14 protein-coding genes, 3 tRNA genes, 1 pseudogene and 1 riboswitch are annotated in these 15799 nt (G+C 65.7%); of the genes and pseudogenes, 5 read left to right on the top strand and 13 right to left on the bottom strand.

From position 1 onward, the window contains the following. Window positions 1-131: 131 nt before the first annotated feature. From GBA63_RS09705 to GBA63_RS09675, 7 genes are all read right to left on the bottom strand, one after another. Window positions 132-203, bottom strand: a tRNA-Val gene (locus GBA63_RS09705). Window positions 204-230: 27 nt separating this feature from the next. Further along, window positions 231-301 (bottom strand) — tRNA-Cys (locus tag GBA63_RS09700). 17 nt (window positions 302-318) lie between these two features. Then, a tRNA-Gly gene (locus GBA63_RS09695) sits at window positions 319-391 on the bottom strand. A gap of 33 nt (window positions 392-424) precedes the next feature. After that, a complete protein-coding gene (locus tag GBA63_RS09690) occupies window positions 425-886 on the bottom strand; it encodes a GtrA family protein (RefSeq protein WP_166175606.1) in 462 nt (153 codons plus the stop codon). After that, window positions 883-2004: a glycosyltransferase family 4 protein gene (locus GBA63_RS09685; RefSeq protein WP_166175604.1), complete on the bottom strand. Its 1122-nt coding sequence runs from the start codon at window positions 2002-2004 to the stop codon at window positions 883-885. The genes GBA63_RS09690 and GBA63_RS09685 overlap by 4 nt, the downstream gene beginning before the upstream one ends. A 101-nt stretch (window positions 2005-2105) precedes the next feature. Next, the gene (locus GBA63_RS09680; RefSeq protein ID WP_166175602.1) at window positions 2106-3110 is read right to left on the bottom strand and encodes an isocitrate/isopropylmalate dehydrogenase family protein; all 1005 of its coding nucleotides are present in this window, start codon (window positions 3108-3110) and stop codon (window positions 2106-2108) included. An 82-nt stretch (window positions 3111-3192) separates the two neighbouring features. Then, entirely contained in the window at window positions 3193-3915 is a 723-nt protein-coding gene (locus GBA63_RS09675; protein WP_166175600.1) for a YIP1 family protein, read from the bottom strand. A gap of 179 nt (window positions 3916-4094) precedes the next feature. On the opposite strand from GBA63_RS09675, the gene GBA63_RS09670 reads away from it, so the two are divergent. Together GBA63_RS09670 and GBA63_RS09665 are read left to right on the top strand one after the other, a co-directional pair. Beyond that, a complete protein-coding gene (locus GBA63_RS09670; protein ID WP_166175598.1) occupies window positions 4095-4775 on the top strand; it encodes a hypothetical protein in 681 nt (226 codons plus the stop codon). A gap of 110 nt (window positions 4776-4885) precedes the next feature. Then, complete coding sequence (locus GBA63_RS09665) at window positions 4886-5143, top strand: hypothetical protein (protein WP_166175596.1); 258 nt, start codon at window positions 4886-4888, stop codon at window positions 5141-5143. An 8-nt stretch (window positions 5144-5151) separates the two neighbouring features. Here GBA63_RS09665 and GBA63_RS09660 read toward each other — a convergent pair whose 3' ends face one another. After that, window positions 5152-5358 carry a hypothetical protein gene (locus tag GBA63_RS09660; RefSeq protein WP_166175594.1) on the bottom strand — a complete coding sequence of 69 codons (207 nt, stop codon included), beginning with the start codon at window positions 5356-5358 and terminating at the stop codon, window positions 5152-5154. 100 nt (window positions 5359-5458) lie between these two features. On the opposite strand from GBA63_RS09660, the gene GBA63_RS09655 reads away from it, so the two are divergent. Continuing rightward, a complete protein-coding gene (locus GBA63_RS09655) occupies window positions 5459-6691 on the top strand; it encodes a geranylgeranyl reductase family protein (RefSeq protein WP_166175592.1) in 1233 nt (410 codons plus the stop codon). Window positions 6692-6700: 9 nt separating this feature from the next. On the opposite strand, the gene GBA63_RS09650 is transcribed toward GBA63_RS09655, so the two are convergent. Next, window positions 6701-7819 carry a CAP domain-containing protein gene (locus GBA63_RS09650; RefSeq protein WP_166175590.1) on the bottom strand — a complete coding sequence of 373 codons (1119 nt, stop codon included), beginning with the start codon at window positions 7817-7819 and terminating at the stop codon, window positions 6701-6703. A gap of 128 nt (window positions 7820-7947) precedes the next feature. Here GBA63_RS09650 and GBA63_RS09645 point away from each other — a divergent pair, with 128 nt between their 5' ends. Next, on the top strand, window positions 7948-8748 hold the full coding sequence (locus tag GBA63_RS09645) for an MBL fold metallo-hydrolase (RefSeq protein WP_166175588.1): 801 nt from the start codon (window positions 7948-7950) through the stop codon (window positions 8746-8748). Window positions 8749-8995: 247 nt separating this feature from the next. Here GBA63_RS09645 and GBA63_RS09640 read toward each other — a convergent pair whose 3' ends face one another. Then, window positions 8996-9571, bottom strand: coding sequence for a nitroreductase family protein (locus GBA63_RS09640; RefSeq protein WP_166175586.1), 576 nt, complete (start codon window positions 9569-9571; stop codon window positions 8996-8998). Window positions 9572-9707: 136 nt separating this feature from the next. Between GBA63_RS09640 and GBA63_RS09635 the strand changes: the two are divergent. Further along, window positions 9708-10678: pseudogene (locus GBA63_RS09635) on the top strand (malate dehydrogenase). A gap of 129 nt (window positions 10679-10807) precedes the next feature. Here GBA63_RS09635 and GBA63_RS09630 read toward each other — a convergent pair. The 3 genes from GBA63_RS09630 to GBA63_RS09620 form a co-directional block, all read right to left on the bottom strand. Beyond that, window positions 10808-12022, bottom strand: coding sequence for an Mrp/NBP35 family ATP-binding protein (locus GBA63_RS09630; protein ID WP_166175584.1), 1215 nt, complete (start codon window positions 12020-12022; stop codon window positions 10808-10810). 203 nt (window positions 12023-12225) lie between these two features. Continuing rightward, a complete protein-coding gene (locus GBA63_RS09625) occupies window positions 12226-13806 on the bottom strand; it encodes a S8 family peptidase (protein ID WP_166175582.1) in 1581 nt (526 codons plus the stop codon). Window positions 13807-13909: 103 nt separating this feature from the next. Next, window positions 13910-13988, bottom strand: a riboswitch (cyclic di-GMP riboswitch). 200 nt (window positions 13989-14188) lie between these two features. Further along, complete coding sequence (locus GBA63_RS09620; RefSeq protein ID WP_166175580.1) at window positions 14189-15778, bottom strand: acyl-CoA mutase large subunit family protein; 1590 nt, start codon at window positions 15776-15778, stop codon at window positions 14189-14191. Window positions 15779-15799: the final 21 nt, after the last annotated feature.

Below are 15799 nucleotides of genomic sequence, written 5' to 3'. Positions count from 1 at the left end.
GTGTACACGTGCCTTTGATCCAACGTTTCTACGGGGAAGATGCTACCAGGAACCGCATTGATAGACGCTCATACAGTGAACTTAAAAAGCTGATAGCCGACCGCTGAAAGCGGGGCCGTAGGCCCCAAAAGTGGGCGATAGTGGATTCGAACCACTGACCTCCTCCGTGTCAGGAAGGCGCTCTCCCCCTGAGCTAATCGCCCCGTGTCACCCGGGCTGGCCTCTCCGAGAGGCGGCACCCGGAGTCGAACCGGGGTGCAGGGTTTTGCAGACCCTTGCCTAACCACTCGGCCATGCCGCCAGTCGGCCCGCGGCCAGAGCGGAAGACGGGATTCGAACCCGCGACCCTCACCATGGCAAGGTGATGCTCTACCAGCTGAGCTACTTCCGCGTGCCGCGTTAATTTAGCACGGCCCATTTGCTCTTACAAGCGACCGTTGAACCAGCGTTTGCGGGAGAACACCACGTAGCGCAGGAGGAAGAAGCTGATCACCGACGCAACCACCACGGAGACGATCTTGGCGACGTTCCCGACGAGGTAGGCAGGTATGTCCGTGTCGACCAGAAGCGGGTGGATCAGCACCCAGAACAGCCCGTTGCTGATGCTGATGTTGATGAGCGCCTGCAATATGAAGAGCGAGGTCTGGCGCAAATTGTGCTCGGCCCTCCCCCGGAACGTCCACAGGGTATTGCCCACGTAACTGTTCACGTTCGCCAGCACGAGCGCGACGCCGTTGTAGAGGACGAGCACCGAAACTTCCCTGGTCGGCTGCAGCCACAGGAAAAGGTTCAGTACCCCGATATCGACGACGGCGTTCGACAGCCCGACGAGGGAGAACTTCGAGAACCGGAGGCCGCCGCTCTTGATCTTGGCGCGCTTGCTCACCCGTCCGCCAGCGCCATCTCATAGTACCCCCGCAGCGCCCGCGTGGCCGCCTCCCAGTCTTTGTTGTCGGCGGTAGCCCTGGCCCCTTCGCCCAGCCGGGCGCGCAAGTCCGCGTCGGACAGAACCCGGCGGCACGCCGCGACGAGCGAGGCCGAATCACCCGGCTCATAAAGCAATCCGCTCTCGCCGTCCGTGACGACCTCGTGCGAGGCCCCGGCCCGCGCGGCGATGACGGGCAGGCCGGACGAGAGCGCCTCGAGCATCGCCAGGCCAAGCGTCTCCGTCGTCGACGGAAATACCAGGGCGTCGGCCGAGGCGTAGGCGGCGGTGAGCTCCTCCCCACGCCGCGTGCCGGTGAACACCGCCGGCATTCCCGCGAACTCCTCCTCCAGCTCTCCGCGGGCCGGACCGTCTCCCACGAGGGCGAGCCGCGCCCCAGGCAGGGCTCGCAAAACCTCCTTCAGGCTGCCGATGCTCTTCTCGCGTCCAAGCCGGCCGACGTAGAGCAAGACCGGGGCATCAGGACGCCCGCCTGAGAGCTTGTAGCGCCACTTCTCCGAGCGTTTCTTCGGGTGGAAACGCATGGTGTCCACGCCCTGGGGCCAGACGTGGAGACGTTCGATGCCGTCCTCGCTCAGGTACTTTCGAGTTGTCTCGGAGGTGCAGAGGTTGATCCGCGCCCTGTTGTGCAGCGTTCGCGTCCACCAACGTCCCGCCTTCTCGCCGATCCCCAGACCGTAGAACCGGGCGTAGGTAGTGACGTTCGTGTGGTAGGAGGCGACGAGCGGGACCCCCAACCGGCGGGCGAAAAAAGGGGCGCCGCTTCCGAGAACGAAAGGGTTGACGGCGTGGATCAGGTCGGGCTTGAACTTTTTGAGGGCCAGTCCCACGCGCGGGTTGCTCGGGGCGAGCTTTATCTGCGGGTACGGGGGGAACGGCACGCTCGCGACGCGGTGGATCGGAACGTCGTGGTAGTAGGCCGGGCCCTCTCCATAACTGGGCGCGATCACCATCATCTCGTCGCCCACTTTGAGGAGCTCGTCTATCGTGCTCCTCAGCCGCGTAACGACCCCGTCCAATGCCGGCACGAAGGTCTCCGTGAAGATCGCGACTCGCATAAGGGTCCGGGAGCCCCGGATTACCCCAGGCCCCGCGCCGGCGCGCGGGTAGACGCCCCGTGCCCGTAACCCGCGGCTCCGGCAAAGGGCATCGGTCGCCCCTACAGGTTCGAGATGATGGCCTGCGTGAACTCTTTGGTGCCCGCGCTGCCTCCGAGGTCCTTGGTGCGCGTCTCGGGGTTCTTTAGGGCCGCCTCGATGCCGGTCTGCATCCGGTCGGCGGCCTCGGACTGGCCGAGGTGTATCAGCATCTCCTTGGCCGATAGAAGCGTCGCGAGCGGGTTGGCGCGGTTCTGGCCCGCGTACTTCGGAGCGGAGCCGTGGACCGGCTCGAAGACCGCGATCTCCTCCCCGATGTTCGCCCCCGGGGCCACGCCCAGGCCCCCGGTAAGGCCGGCGCACAGGTCGGAGAGTATGTCGCCGTAGAGGTTCGGGCAGACGAGCACGTCGTAGAGGTTCGGCTTCGTGACGAGCTGCATCGCCATGTTGTCCACGATGCGGTCGTCGATCTCCTCGAAGTCGTTCTCGTAGTCCTTGGAGACCTCGAAAAAGACGTCCCGGAAGAGGCCGTCCGTGAACTTCATTATGTTCGCCTTGTGGATCACGGTTATGTGCTTGCGGCCCTGTTCTTTGGAGCGCTCGAAGGCCATGCGGCAGATGCGTTCCGTGCCCTCGCGGGTGATGATCTTGATCGACTCGGCGGCGTGCTTGCCGACCATGTGCTCGACGCCGGCGTAGAGGTCTTCGGTGTTCTCGCGGTAGATGATCAGGTCTATGTTCTCGTGCGGCGTCTCTATCCCCGGCAGGCTCAGGCTCGGCCTGATGTTGGCGTAGAGGTCGAGTTCCTTGCGCAAAGCCACGTTCACGGAGCGGAAGCCCGTCCCGACCGGGGTGGTCAGGGGGCCCTTGATGGCTACCTTGTTGCGCCGGATGGATTCCAGCACGGACTCGGGAAGGGGCGTGCCCTCCCTGTCCATGACCGCCTCGCCGGCCTCGGCGATCTCCCACTCGATACCTACGTCGAGCGCGCCGATGACCTCCTTGACGGAGTCCGTAAGATCCGGCCCGATGCCGTCACCGGGTATAAGAGTAACCGTCTGCGCCACGCGCGACCCCCTTCGATTTGGATCGGCATAGTATAGCGGCCAGCCGCGCGGCCAGCTAACGGTCCGTTCTCGGCGCGGAAAGCTAGACTTGCTGCTGGAGGAGCGTGAAGATCGCGGCGCCTATCACCGCGGCCAGCAAGAGCGCGAGGATCAGCACGACGCCCACGGGTATCAGGACCACCAGGGCCGCTTTGCCCGTCGTGGTGGCGTGAACCTCGCGGATTCCGACGACGGACAGGTAGATGCCGTAAACGAAGCCCGCCAAGGAACCTAGTATGGGCACCCACCAGAATACCCTCGTGGCGAAAGCGTAGGACTGGACGCGCAGCGTCGCCTCGAAGCCCGCGTTGGAGGAGCCCACTATCAGGATCACCAGCAGGTGCTTGATGCCTGCCATGATGAGCAGTATCAGCGCCGCGAAGAAGGGGGCGAGCACTACTCCCGCTATGAAACCCCCGAAAGACGTCGCCACGCCCGCGGCCTGCTCGCCGGCAGTGCCGGCGCCTAAGGAGCCGATACTTCCGAACAACAGCCCAATGATCCCGCCCAGAACGGCGTAGATCTCGTAACAGATCAGGGCGTATAGCGCGGGGTTGAGGAAGTCTCCCTGCCTCGCCATACCGCGGAAAAAGTCGACCGGCCGGGTGAGAACACCCCTGGTGGCCCCAACGAAGGTCCCAACCGGGTCCCTGTAGTCAAACTCATTCCCCGCGGACGCGGACATACCGGGCGGTCGCGTGCCCGTCCCTCCGCCCGAACCCCCGGAACCGGACGGATCTGGCCGTCCTCCCGTCTCGAACTCCATGCGCTCTCCCTTCGTAGGGACCCGGACACCTGGAAATCTAGTGGTTTTCTCAAGCCGGCGCAACGGCGGTTCCTCTGGAACGTTCCGCAGGCGAGCATTTCGCGGCCTTCCGCGGCACCGGGGGTGCTGTAGAATGGATTCTTGGTGGTGAGAGGTGTGGTGGGAACGGGGAACGCGCGATGCCTTCGACTATAGAGACCCTGGAGCGCGAGCTGGGCGAGGCCCAGGCGGAACGCGAGAGAGAGGAACGGTCGGTCTTGAGGGCCGAGAACGCCCACGAAGCGGCCTGCTCCGCCAGGGACGAGGCGTGGTCCCGCAGCATCGCGACGGACCCCGAGGTGGACCGCCTCACGACGCTCGTATACCAGAGGAGGCGCGAGCTCTACGAGGCAATAGACCGGCTCAAGGCCGCCGAGGGCAAGGAGCGCAGGATCAAGAGCCGCCTCATGTACGTCCTCCCGGCCGAGAGGCGCCGCTACCTCGCAGGCGCGGTCGACGAAGAGTTCGAGGAACTGCTCGCTGCCATCCGACGGGCGTACGAAGGCTCTATACCGGACGTGGAAGTCTCCGTGGTGATGGAGAAGCCGGGCCAGGTGGACCTGCGGGGGGACGCCACGTGGCGCGCCCTGGAGAGGCTGTATTCCGGCACCGTAAGACGCTGGGTCGAGATCCGCACCGCCGAGGCGTCCCCGGAGGCGTCGCGCATGGCCCGGCACATCGGCTACTACGCCGGCGGGCACACCCGCGGGTCTTCGCGGGGAACGAGGAGGTCAGGCTGGCGGGGCCGGGCGGGCCGGAAGGATTCCGGCATCTCACAGGCTACGAGACCCCCGAAGGCCGCCTCGCGCTCGCCCGCATAACCGCCAGGCGCTACCTCGACGAGACCTCCGTCGGCCGGCTCCTCAAACGGCCACAGACCCTCATTCAGGTCGCCGAGATCGCGCGCCTCTACCAGACGATGAACCTGACGGTGGACGAGATCCGCTGGCGGCTGGAGCAGCTGATCTCCCTGCGCTTCGAGGTGCTCGAAGCCGTCTACGAACTCACCGGCCAACGCCGCCGCTTCTCCTTCTACGAGATAGCCCGCGCCGCCCGCCTCCTCGACGGCCACTTCCCCGACGCCGGCGTCGCCGCGGAAGTCCTCACCCGCGCCATTGACCGCGCCCTGGAGACCGGCGTTCCTCTCGTCGACGTCGCCTACATGAGCGTGACTAGCGAGGGCTTCTAGCTGTCAGCTCAGACCGCCAGGTCTGCCAGGTCGTGTTCGGGGACGGACAGGTTGTACGGCCTCGCCGGTTTCTCGGCGAGTATGCGAACCTTATAAACGAAGTCGGGGACGAACTCGCCACGTCGGACCTCGAGTATGCTAACCGGCTGTCCCGTCGCTTTCAGGGCGGCGCGGTCGCCCGGTGCGTAGCGCGCGGGGCGGGTTCTATCCACCAAGGGGGGTGCCTCCTTCTGACGCGTCGGTATAATGTGGCCCGCTCCAGGCGGAGCGGGTTGACATTTTGTCACAATCGGCGGCACGTTGGGAAGGAATACGATGAGCGAGCGCTACGATCTCGTCGTCGTGGGCGCCGGCCCCGGCGGCTCCTCCACGGCCTATCACGCCTCCAGAGCCGGGCTCAAGACCCTGCTTCTCGACCGTCAGGATTTCCCGCGGGATAAACCTTGCGGGGATGGCCTGATGCCGCACGCGGCGAACGAGGTGGCGATGATGGGACTCGGGGATTGGCTCGACGAGCCGCACCACGGCCGGTTCAGCGGGTTCTCGATCTTCACGAAAACGGCCAAGATTCGGCAGGGCGTCCCCCCCACCTTGCACGGCCCGCATGGGTACGTCATCCGGCGCGAAGAGACCGACGCGAAGCTGCTGGAACGGGCCACGGGTGCTGGGGCCGAGTTCCTCCCCCGCACCCGCGCCACGAAGCTCCTCCGCTCCCCGGCCGGCGATGTAACGGGCCTCGCCGCCCAGAACGGGGGGGCCGTTGAATTCGACGCGCCGCTCGTCGTGGTCGCGGACGGCGTCGGGGGCTTCGAATCACAGATGAAGGCCCACCAGAACGCGGTGGCCCGCCGCCAGTACTTCCGCGGCGTGAATGGCCCTGATAAGGAAGACATCCACGTCTTTATAACGGAGGACATGAACGCCCAGGGCGCGGGCTACGGCTGGGTCTTCTACCTCGGGGACGGGAGGGCCAACGTGGGGGCAGGCGTCTCGACGAGGGCCCTCCAGAAGACCGGCCGGAACCTGAAGGATTACTTCGACCGTTTCCTGGAGGAGCCGCGGATGGCCGAATGGCTCAGGAACGCGGAACCCGAGGGGCCGGCGAAGAGCTGGTCGCTCAAGATGGGGATGTGGGGGGCGAAGCTTCACGGTCAGGGCGTAATGACCGTCGGGGACGCGGCGAGCCTGATCCACCCAATAAGCGGCGAAGGCGTCGGATACGCCATAGAATCCGGCCGCCTGGCCGCCGCCTGGTCCCACGAGGCCCATGGTCGCAAGGACTTCTCGGCGTCCGTTCTCTCTGGTTACGCCCGCCAGCTCCGGCGCCAGCGGGCCCGCGAACACCTCTCGGGCCACGCGCTCGTGAACCTCGTTCCCAACCTGGGCCTGCTGGAACCGCTGTTCAAGGCCTGCGAGCGGGACCGGGAGGCGAGCCGCGCGCTGATCGAGAGCTTCACCGGGGACGCCCCCGTCTATAGCCTGCTGAAACACCCGGCCACGTTCGCGACCGCGCTAAAAGACGTGGTGGGCGACCGCCTGCGCGGGTAGCGCAGGTCCTCAACGGGCGAGGGAGACCTTGTCCACCTGGAAAGTCGTGATCCCGTCTCCGTTGGTCTGGGCGTGGAAGCTTAGGAAGAGCGTCCGGTCCGCGAATCGAGAGAGGTCGACCCGCTCCCGCTCCCAGGCGACGGCCTCGCGCCCGGTGTATTCCTCCAGCACGGCCAAGGTCTTACCCTGCCCGTCCGTGAGGCGTACGGCCATCCGGTCGGCGGGCTGGTCGCCCCCGGTCCTGATCTTGAGGTCGTAGGCGAGCCTGGAGTCTTCGCCCACCCGGATCCTCTGCCGCAACTCGTCGACCCCGTCGTGATAGCCGCCGAGGCGGGCGTAGCCCTCTTGGAGGACGAGATCCGCCCCGTCCCTGGCCCGCTGGCTCCAGACCCCGAGCTTGCCCATGGCCCCGTTCTCGAGCTCGTTCGTGTCCCTGAAGGGCTCGGAGGATTCTTCCGCAGGCGCGGTGGGAGGAGTCGCGGGCTTATCCGCGGGTTTGGGCGCCTGCTTTTCGGGGTCGGGGCTCTCACCGGCGGCGTGGGCGCTCGGGTCGACGTGGCCGCCGAAGTCCGTGGTCCAGTACCAGCCGTGGACGCTTCCGGGCGCGTTGATCCGGGCGACGCCCATCACGCGGTAGTTGCCGTCGAGCATGGCCTCGTTGTGCGAGGGGCTCTCCTGCCACGCCTTCATCGCCTCCTCGGCCGTCTCGTAGCCGACCGCCAGGTTCTCCCCCTTGGCGGTGTTGTAGCGGTAGCCCTCGGCCTCCATGCGGTCCCAGGGCTCGGAGGCCGCGGGGTAATAGGAACTTTTCTCGGTGTTGTGGGCGAAGAAGCCGTAGTCGGCCATGTCCTCGGAGTGACGCTCGGAGGAGACCGTGAGCGTGTCCGAGAGAAGCAGGGGCCGCAGACCATTCTCCTTGCGGTAGTCGTTTATGAGGCCGAGAAACTGCAGCTCTTCGGAGTCGTAGGCTGTGGAAGCGTCGCCCCGACCGGTAAGGACCAGCGTCGAGAGAAGCACGGTGATGAGGACCAGGACCCACCACCGATGGCGGGTGGCGCGGGCGCTCTTTGGCGTGGTCCTCATCATCTCCATGCCGGCCAGTATGACGCGTGCGATGCCGATCTGCATACCCCATATGGAGGATTTCTCCGTGGTCCAACCACGCTAGGGGCGACTCGCGGACGAAAGCCGGAGAGGAGCGCACGCAGCTGGCCGCAGCTATCATTCGTTCCCACAAACAAGAGAGGACGGCGAGATTGGCTAAGGTTGAAAGCTTCAACGTGGGATCGGCCCGGGTCCACCTGCTCGACGACGGCGTCTTCGTGACGGACGCGGGCAACCTCTTCGGCGGCTCGAAAAAGGCGCGCATCAAGGGCGCCATGCACCCCGTCCTCGTCCAAACTGGGGAGTCGCTCGTCCTTTTGGACGCCGGGTTCGGCGCCGAGCTACCCGAGATCCTCGTCGGGCGCTACGAGCTCAAGCGGGAAGAGGACCTGATGGATCATCTCCGGGAAGCCGGTTACTCAGCGGATGACGTGACGCACGTAGTGCTCTCGCACCTGGACGCCGACCACGTGGGCTGGGCACTGGAACCCCCGAGCTTTCCGAACGCGACGATCTACGTGCAGCGGGCCGCCCTCGAAGAGGCCAAAGAGATGCCCGAGGGGGACGGCAGGCGGGAGGCCGTGCCGGCCGTGGAGAAGGGCGCCGAGGAAGGCTGGTGCGAGCTGCTCGAAGGGGACGGGGAGATCGTCCCCGGGGTCAGGGTCGAAGTAAGAAGCGGTCACTCCGAGGGGCATCAGGTGGTCTGGATCGGGGCCGGAGACGACGTCGCCCTGTACACAGCCGACCTCGCGCCGGCCAAGATCTGGCTCAACCCCGACCTCATAGCCGGCGTGGACACCGACCCTGACGCGGCCCGCCGCAATCGCATCGAGGTGCTGACCGAGGCCGAGGAGAAAAACGCGCCGGTGATCCTCTACCACGAGCCCGGAGAGGCCGTAGTGCGCGTAAAGAGCTCCGAAAAGGGCTTCGAAGCGGTCACGATAGAGGAATAGCCGGTCAGCGCTTCAGCCTGTCAGCAACTCAGCCGGAAAAAAGCTGACTGGCTGACAGGCGCGAAGCGCCGTGCTGACCAGCTGACAGGCTCTTCCTTACCTGCCCCGGCTGCGGCGTTTTTTTATTTTGCGCCACACTAGCGGGGCGGCGAGGATCAGTAGCCTTCTGAGGATGGTCTTCATGGGATCTCCCTGTTCGGTGACGACTCTGGATACGCCAGTACCCGGTTTCCGGTTGCGGCAACCTTTACCCGCGGTGCCAGGTCGTCTTCTCGGAGACGGGTTCGCGGCGGCGGGGCCGCTCGCCCATGTCCGGGTGGCCGAGGTAGAGGTAGGCGACTATGCTGTCGGCCGCCTCTAGCCCGAAGAACTCGCGCATGTGGTGGTGGTAGGCGACGGGGCCGGTGCGCCAGATGGCGCCGAGGCCCAAAGAGTGGGCCGTCAGGAGCATGTTCTGGACGGCGGCACAGCAGGCGGCGTAGTTCTCGGTGGTCTCGACTTCGTCGCGGCCGGCGTGGGAGATCACGGCTATCACGACCGGGGCCCGGAAGGCCTTCTTGCGCTCGCGGCTTACGCGGCCTGCGGCCATCTCTTCGTCTTCGCCCTCTTCCTCGGCCTGAAGCCTGGCCGTCTCCGCGCGGGCGCGGGCGAGCTCGCCGCGGCCCTTGCCGGTAAAGACGTGGAAGAGCCAGGGCTCGGTGATCTTGTGGTTCGGCGCGTGCACCGCGCTCTCTAGAACCTCCTCGACGACTTCGTCGGGCACGGGGTCCTGCTTTACGCGGTTGATGCTCTGACGCGACCGTATCGCCTCTGCTAGCTCCAAAATCCTCCGTGCTCTCGTGTAACTAGGACCGGATGCATTCTACCGCCCGCACCGGCGGCAGAAGGCCGCGGGTTTCCCTATGATTTGCGTGGGTATTCCTATCGAAGACGGGCACGAGATAGAAGGAGACGACCAGATGACAAAGACCGTCACGGTGACCGGCGCCGCCGGAGCGATCGGGTACGCGATCCTGTTCCGTATCGCCTCGGGCCAACTGCTCGGCCCGACGAGAAGATAAAGCTGAAGCTGCTGGAGATCGAGCCGGCCCTAAAGGCGGCGGAAGGCACGGCGATGGAGCTCCACGACTGCGCGTTCCCCCTGCTCGACTCGGTAGATATCGCCGCCGACGCGAACGAAGCCTTCGACGGCTCCAACGTGGCCCTGCTCATCGGCGCCAGGCCGCGTCAAAAAGGAATGGAGCGGGCGGACCTGTTGGAGGCGAACGGCGCCATCTTCAAGCCCCAGGGCGAGGCGATTAACGCCGGTGCGGCCGACGACGTGAAGATCCTGGTGGTCGGCAACCCGGCGAACACGAACGCCTTGATCGCGATGAGCAACGCCCCGGACGTCCCCCGCGACCGCTTCACGGCGATGACCCGCCTCGACGAGAACCGCGCCGTCTCGATGCTCGCCCAGAAGCTCTCCGTCGGCGTCGAGGACGTCCAGGACCTCGTAGTCTGGGGCAACCACTCCCCCTCGATGTTCCCCGACCTCTTCAACGCCACGGTGAACGGCGAGCGCGCCTCCGACAAGGTGGACCTCGACTGGTACGAGAACGAGTACATGCCCGCCGTAGGCAAGCGGGGCGCCGCTATAATCGAAGCCCGCGGCGCCTCCTCGGCCGCCTCCGCCGCCAACGCCGCCATCGACCACGTCCGCGACTGGGCTCTGGGCGCCGACGGCCTTCGCTCCATGGCCGTCCCCTCTTCCGGCCAGTACGGCGTCGAAGAAGGCCTCATCTCCTCCTTCCCCGTTCGATGCTCGGGGGGCGACTACGAGATCGTCGAAGGACTCGAGATCGGCGACTTCGCGCAGAGCAAACTCGACATCACCGTGAACGAACTCAAAGAGGAGCGCGACGCGGTGAAGGGGCTCGGACTGGTTTGATAACAGGCTTCAGGCCTCAGCTATCAGGTAAAGTCCCGAGTAGCAGCCTACAAGAAGGGAGGGGCTCCGCGAAAATGCGGGGCCCCTCCCTTCTTTCCTGATGCCTGTAACCCGAAGCCTGAAACCTACCTACAACACCTTTATCCGCCGCCGCACCTTGGTGGCGGACAGGCTCGCGGCTATCTCGTCGAAGGCGCGGGCGGGGGCCGAGTCCTCGTCGAAGAGGGCGTTGCCGGGTTCGCCTGTTGCGTCCGGGAGGATGGGGATGCGGCTCATGACCGTGGAGCCGAGCTCTTCGGCCACCTGGTTGCCGCCGTCGCCGCCGAAGATCTTCATCTCCTCGCCGCAGCACGGGCAGACGGCGTGGCCCATGTTCTCCACGACGCCGGCCACTTTGAGGTGGGCCTGGACGGCCATCTTGCCCGCCTTGACGGCGACGCGGGCGGCGTCGGCCTGGGGGGTGGTTACGACCAGCGCCTCGGCCTTGGGGATCATCTGGGCGACCGTGAGGGCGACGTCGCCGGTGCCGGGGGGCATGTCGACGATTATGAAGTCGGGCTCGTCCCAGTAGACGTCGCGCATCAGCTGGGTGAGGGCCTTGTTGACGATGGGGGCACGCCAGATGATAGCCTGGCCCTCGTTGACGAAGTTGCCCATGGAGATGAACTTCAGGCCCGTTTCGGACTCTATCGGGAAGATCACGCCTCCCACAACGTTCGGCTTCTCGGTCGAGCCGAGCATCACGGGGATGGAGGAGCCGTGGACGTCGGCGTCCAGGATCTCGACCGATTTGCCGGCCCTGTCGAGCGCGGCGGCCAGGTTGACGGCGACGGTGCTCTTGCCGACCCCGCCCTTGCCGGAGACGACGGCGATGATGCGGGTCTTCGACTCGTCCCGGAAGGCGGGGGCAAGCTCCGAGGGGCCGCCGTGCAGGGAGGTCATCAAGTTCTGGCGGTCGTCGTCGGTCATGACGCCGAAGTCGATCTCGACGCTCTCGATCCCCTCGATCATCATGAGCCGGTCCCTGATGTCGGTGGTGATCCGGTGCTTCATCGGGCAGCCCGCCGTCGTCAGCGCGACACCGACTGTGACGCCGGAACCCTCGATGTCGACGTTCCGGATCATGTTGAGCGAGATGAGGTCGCGCCCAATTTCAGGGTCCCTGACGTCCCGCAACGCCTCCCGTATCCCGGCCTCCGAGAACCCGTCCGCGGGCTCTTCGGGCTTGGGCGTCCGATCCACCAACTCCCCGGCCGTCTCGGCCTCTAGCCCGCCGGCAGGCCCCGAGTTCGCGCTACCTGGGGCCTCGTCTTTTCCCGCTCGTCTGCGGAACCAATCAACCACGTCTGCCAACCTCCCGCGGGCCGAAGCCCGTGTTCTAGAACGGGTACGAAAACGGGACGCGAAAGCCCCCATTTCCGGCCAATACTACCATAAGCCCTCCCCCAAACCGTCCATCTTTGCGGCCCGACAACCGAGCGCAGAGAAGCGGGAGCCGGGACTCACTGTGCCCCGGCTCCCGCGCGCTGGTTTGGCCCCGGCCGGTCTTACCTGACTACCTTGAAGCCCCAGCTGGAGGAGGTGGTGTTGCCGGCCGTGTCCTTGGCGACGATCCTGACGCTGTGGTTGCCGTAAGAGAGCGTCGGGGTAGTGTAGATGAGCCGGTCCACACCCGCGTAGTAGGTGAACCCGCCCCGCGCCGAACCATCTACGTAGAGCTGTATGTTGCCCTTCTGGAGATCGGTCTTGTTGTCCTTGACGGTCGCCGTGATCTTGGGCGTGCGGTCCCGGATGCTGCTAGCAGGCACCGGGCGCTTCTCCGTTACGGTCGGCTTCGTCGTGTCCGCGTTCTCCGTCACCGAGCGCAGGGCGTTGATCCTGCCGTTCGTCGCGACCTTGCCCTGGAGGCTCGCCTTGTTGTCGACGTACTGCAGGAGCTGGGCCTTGATCTGGGCGTCGTCCAGGCCGGGCTCCCGGCTCTTGATGAGCGCCGCGACGCCGGCGACGTGGGGTGTCGCCATCGAGGTGCCGCTGTACCTGCCGTAGCTGTTGCCCGGCAGCGTGCTCAGGATACCGACGCCGGGCGCCGCAAGGTCCACGCTGGTCGCCCCAAAGTTGGAGAACGAAGCGAGGGCGTCGGTGTCGTCGGTGGCGGCCACGGAGACGACGTTCGGGACTTCGTAGTTGGAGGGATAGTGCGGCGTGGCGTCGTTGTTGTCGCCGACCCCGTCGGAGCCACCGTTGCCGGCCGCGGCTATGAAGATGTGTCCCGCGGCGTCGGCCCTGGCGATGGCGTCGCGCAGCGCCTGGCTGTAGCCACCGCCGCCCCAGGAGTTGTTGGAGATGTCCATGCCCTCGGCGACCGCGTAGTTGATGGCCTCTACGGCATCGGAGGTGTAGCCACCGTTCGCGCCGAGGAACTTGAGGGAGGCGACCTGCGCCCGCCAGTTGACGCCCGTGATCCCGACCCCGTTGTTGCCGGTGGCGGCTATGGTGCCCGCGACGTGCGTGCCGTGCTCGTCGCCGTTGCCGGTTATGGGGTCGGGGTCGTAGACGCTCGCGTCGTCGTTGGCGAAGTCGTAACCGTTGACGTCGTCCACGTAACCGTTGCCGTCGTCGTCGACGTTGTTACCGGCTATCTCGCCGGTGTTCGTCCACAGGTTGCCCCTGAGGTCCTGGTGGTTCGTGTCTATGCCCTCGTCGATCACGGCAACGACGGTGTCCTGGCTGCCCGTGGCCGTGTTCCACACCTCCGGCGCGTCCACGTCGGCGTCGGAAGTCCCGCCGGTCTGCCCGGTGTTGTTGAGGCCCCAAAGGTTGTTGAACTGGGGATCGTTCGGGACCGCGGCCGGCTGGAGCTTGAAGTTCGGCTCGGCGTAAGCGACGTCGGGAGAGTTTTCGTAGGCCCGCACCGCCTCGTTCACGGTCAGGTCGCGCGGCAGGTCCACGACGTTCACATCGCTGCGAGGAAGGTCTTCTTCGATAGTGGCCCCCGTCTCCCGGTTCAGGTCGCGGAGGTCCGCCTGGGAGGCCGGCTGTTCGAGGCCGACGATGATCTCACCCGGCGCGAACTGCCGGGCGGAACCCTCCTGGTAGGTAGGATCCTCCTCCCGAACGGGCTGGGTCATGGCCTCCTGGGTAGCCCCTTGAAGGCTAATAAACACAAGAAGCGCGGCCGTGGAAGCCCCGGCCAACAAGCTTGTTCTACGGATCAAAGACATTGAACCCTCCTTCGGCGACCCGGCGCCCTCTCAGCAAGAGGCCCGTGGCTTTGCGTCCCCGCCTCGCGACGGGTTTGCCTTTTTCGTAAGCCTTGCCAGTTTACCCGGCGGGCACCCCGGCAAACGTGAAGGGCTCCACGTTGTGTACGATTCTATCGGAAAGGCCTCTAAGGCGGATCGCGGTGGCAATGCCACCGCGATCCGCGCGGTCGGCTTTTTGCTCTTGCTGAGAGCTGAGAGCTGAAAGCCGATCGCCCTGCAAGGAGGTTCGACCTCCTTGCAAACCGCTTCAGGGTTTATATTGGCCGAAGATCCCGCGTAAAGTGTCGGAGACTTCGCCGAGGGTGGCGAGCTCTGACAATGCTTCCCGCATAGGATAGAGGAGGTTCTCGTCGCCCTCGGCCGCCGCCTTCAGTCGCGCGAGCGCGCGGTCCACGGCGGCGTTGTCGCGGGCCTCCTTGAGTTCGGCGAGGCGGGCGGATTGGGTATCGCGGATCGACTCGTCCACGGTGTGGAGGTCCATCTCCGGGTCCTCGTCGCCGGCGTGGCGGTTCACGCCGACTATGATTCGCTCCCCCTTCTCCACCTCGCGCTGGTAGCGGAAGGCCGCGTCTTCGATCTCCGCCTGCATGAAACGCTCTTCTATGGCCTTGACCGAACCGCCCATCTCGTCGATCCGGCCGATGTACTCCCAGGCTTCCTCCTCCACGGCGTCGGTCAGCGACTCGACGAAGTACGAGCCGGCCAGGGGGTCCGCGGTGTCGGTGAGGCCGCCCTCGTTGGCCAGGATCTGCTGGGTTCTGAGCGCTATGCGGGCGCTCCGCTCGGTCGGCAGGGCGAGCGCTTCATCGAAGGCGTTGGTGTGAAGGCTCTGGGTGCCGCCGAGCACGGCCGAGAGTGCCTGAACCGTCGTTCGCACTATGTTGTTCTCGGCCTGCTGGGCGGTGAGCGAGGAGCCTGCGGTCTGCGTGTGGAAGCGGAGCTTCAGGCTCCTCTCGTCGGTCGCGCCGAAGCGGTCGCGCATGATCCTGGCCCACATCCTCCTCGCCGCCCGGTACTTGGCGACTTCCTGAAAGAGGTCGTTGTGGGCGTTGAAGAAGAACGAGAGCCGCGGGGCGAACTCGTCGACTTCGAGCCCCGCTTTGGTCGCCGCCTCGACGTAGGCGATGGCGTTGGAGAGGGTGAAGGCGAGCTCCTGGACGGCCGTGGATCCCGCCTCGCGGATGTGGTAGCCGGAGATCGAGATCGTGTTCCAGCGCGGAAGCTCCTTCGCGCAGTACGCGAACATGTCGGTCGTGATCCTCATGGAAGGAGCCGGCGGGTAGATGTACGTCCCGCGCGCCAGGTACTCCTTCAGGACGTCGTTCTGGGTGGTGCCGGTTACCTGCTCGGGCCTCGCGCCCTGTTCTTCGGCGACGAGCGAGTAGAGGAGCAGCAGGGTCGAGGCCGTGGCGTTTATTGTCATGGAGGTCGAGACCTCGGCGAGGGGTATCCCGTCGAAGAGGTCGCGCATATCGAGGAGGGAGTCTATGGCGACCCCGACTTTTCCGACCTCGCCGAGACTAAGCTCGTGGTCCGAGTCCCGGCCCATCTGGGTCGGCAGGTCGAAGGCGACGGAGAGTCCGGTCTGGCCATTCTCCGTGAGGTACTTGAAGCGCCGGTTGGTCTCTCCGGCGGTCCCGAAGCCCGCGTACTGGCGCATAGTCCAGGGCCGGCCGCGGTACATCGAGGGGTAAGGGCCGCGGGTGTAAGGGAAGGCGCCGGGGTCGGCGAGCTTCTCCTGGTAATCGAAACCTTCGAGGTCCGGGGGGCCGTAGAGGGGCTTGACCTCGATACCGGACTCGGTGCGTCGTTCGTCCCGGCGTTTCTCGACGTCCATGCAGCGTCCCTTCCGGTAGAC

Origin of the sequence: Rubrobacter tropicus, from assembly GCF_011492945.1 — a bacterium.
Classification (GTDB): domain Bacteria; phylum Actinomycetota; class Rubrobacteria; order Rubrobacterales; family Rubrobacteraceae; genus Rubrobacter_D; species Rubrobacter_D tropicus.
This window is presented reverse-complemented; position numbering and strand designations above follow the sequence as displayed.

Coding starts and splice junctions, on each gene's coding strand:
- GBA63_RS09675 (WP_166175600.1), bottom strand. CDS start 3,915: ATGGAGTTCGAGACGGGAGGACGGCCAGATCCGTCCGGTTCCGGGGGT.
- GBA63_RS09620 (WP_166175580.1), bottom strand. CDS start 15,778: ATGGACGTCGAGAAACGCCGGGACGAACGACGCACCGAGTCCGGTATC.
- GBA63_RS09655 (WP_166175592.1), top strand. CDS start 5,459: ATGAGCGAGCGCTACGATCTCGTCGTCGTGGGCGCCGGCCCCGGCGGC.
- GBA63_RS09670 (WP_166175598.1), top strand. CDS start 4,095: ATGCCTTCGACTATAGAGACCCTGGAGCGCGAGCTGGGCGAGGCCCAG.
- GBA63_RS09650 (WP_166175590.1), bottom strand. CDS start 7,819: ATGCAGATCGGCATCGCACGCGTCATACTGGCCGGCATGGAGATGATG.
- GBA63_RS09625 (WP_166175582.1), bottom strand. CDS start 13,806: ATGACCCAGCCCGTTCGGGAGGAGGATCCTACCTACCAGGAGGGTTCC.
- GBA63_RS09685 (WP_166175604.1), bottom strand. CDS start 2,004: ATGCGAGTCGCGATCTTCACGGAGACCTTCGTGCCGGCATTGGACGGG.